The following is a 2,001-nucleotide window of genomic DNA, read 5'->3' on the forward strand; positions in this document are numbered from 1 at the left end:
GGGCCAGGCGGGGTGGGCGAGGTGGCGTACCCGTTCGGCCGCGTCGGCGGAGGGCGCCGGCAGGGTGGGCGCGACCACCGCTCCCTCGTAACGCCAGAGCTGGCAGGTGGTGGCCCGCCGGGGTTCCCGCGGGTCCGGTCGGCTCGTCCCGGTGACCTCGACGTCGAGACCGGCCGCCGCGCCGGCCCGCATCGCGCTCGGCGGTTCCGGTACGGCGAGGCGGACCGCGCGGCCGGGTGCGCCGTCGGCGGCCGGTGCCCGGCGTAGCGCGTCGACCATCGCGCCGGCGGCGGGGGTGACCTGCCCCAGCCAGGGGCGGCCGCGGCAGCACTCCGCGAGGTCGGCGTGCTCGTGGCTGTCGTCGGGGTGGTCGCGGACGAAGTCGGCCAGGGCGACGAGGTGGGTCACGTCGCCGTCGCGCAGGAACCGCAGCCGGTGCGCGGTGTGCACGGCGCAGTCGAAGGTGGGGTCGCGGGCCAGGGCCCGGTCGATCCACTCCAGGGCGGCGTCGAGCCGACCGGTGTCGGCCAGGGTGCCGGCGATGTCCGCGTACACGGCGAGGTCGTCGGGGTCGTGCGCGACCGCCCGTTCGAGGGCGGCGAGCGCCTCCCGGGTCCGGCCGGCGCTGCGGTACGCGTACCCGAGCCACACCTCGCCCAGTTTGGACGGCTCCTCGCGTACTCCCCGGCCGGCCCAGGTGACCGCGAGGGTGACCTCGCCGAGGCGACGGGCCAGCGCGGACGCCGCGCCCAGCAGCAGCCCGTGCCGCGGGTGCGCGGCGACCGCGTGGCGGGCCAGGGTGAGGTACGGCAGCAGCGGCGGGCGTCCGGCGCGGGGCACCGGGTCGGGTACGGCGGTGCAGACCTGCATGAGGATCCGGGCGGCCCGTTCCGGGTCGAGCCGGGTGGCCAGTTCGGGGGCGGTCACCCAGGGCACCCCGGCCCAGTCCACGCCGGGCGCGTGTCCGGTGGCGGCGACCAGCAGGTCCAGCCCTTCGGCCGGCCGCCCGGCGGCGGCGAGCAGGTGGGCGCGGGCCACCACGGCCCCGACGAAGGCCCGCTGGCCGATCGGGAAGAGTTCCAGGTCGCCGCCGGAGGCCGCCGCGATGTGGGCGAGCGTCTCGTGCACCTCGGGCAGGGTCGGCGCGTGGACGAGGGCGGCGGCGAGGTGCCCGGCGGCGTGCGGCAGGTCGCCGGAGTCGAGGGCCCGTCGGGCGAGGGCGAGCTCCTCCACCGCGCTCGGCGCGGATCCGTCACGTCCCTCGGTCACGTCGGCCTCTCGCTCACTGGGTGCCAGGGCTGGCAAGCCTAGGGGATGCGCCCCACCAATGGTGATCCACTGCGCGTTGCTGTTCGTTCGATTGCCCGCAAGGGAGAAATGATGCAAGACTGAGCATGAAACGCGCGTGGAACGCGCAGGGGAGGAGTCTTCGTGACACGTCCAGGAGCGGGCATGGCCGCCGACATCGACGAGCAGCCGGCCGGCTACGCGCGCCTGCTCTCCGCCGGACCCGCGGCGCTGATCGCCGAGGTGGCCGCGACCATCGCGCGCCGCCGTCCCCGGCACGTGGTCTTCACCGCCCGGGGCACCTCCGACCACGCCGCCCTCTACGCGGCGTACCTCACCGAGATCCGGCTCGGCCTGCCCGCCGGGCTCGCCTCGCCCAGCGTGGTCACCGTCTACGGAGCCCGCCCCGACCTCTCCGAGGCGCTCGTCGTCGGGGTCAGCCAGAGCGGCGGCTCGCCCGACCTGACCGAGGTGCTGCGCACGGCCCGCGCCTGCGGCGCGCTCACCCTCGCGGTCACCAACAACCCCGACTCGCCGTTGGCCGAGGCCGCCGAGCTGAACGTCGACATCGCCGCCGGCCACGAGCGGGCCGTCGCCGCCACCAAGACGTACACCGCCGAGCTGCTCGCCCTGCTGCTGCTGGTCGAGGGCGTCCGCGCCGGTGACGGGGTGCTGCCCGCCGAGGAACGGGCCGCCCTCGACGCCCTGCCCGCC

At 76.7% G+C, this 2,001-nt stretch carries 2 protein-coding genes; one reads left to right on the plus strand and one right to left on the minus strand.

Annotated elements, in window-relative coordinates; genetic code table 11:
- On the minus strand, nt 1-1,269 hold a 1,269-nt coding region (locus E1165_RS28520), incomplete at its 3' end, for a tetratricopeptide repeat protein (protein ID WP_165945359.1).
- A 183-nt stretch (nt 1,270-1,452) separates the two neighbouring features.
- Between E1165_RS28520 and E1165_RS28525 the strand changes: the two genes are divergently transcribed.
- A partial coding sequence (locus tag E1165_RS28525) for an SIS domain-containing protein (RefSeq protein WP_132394781.1) occupies nt 1,453-2,001 on the plus strand: 549 nt, incomplete at its 3' end.

This window comes from Micromonospora sp. KC723, from assembly GCF_004348595.1.
Classification (GTDB): domain Bacteria; phylum Actinomycetota; class Actinomycetes; order Mycobacteriales; family Micromonosporaceae; genus Micromonospora.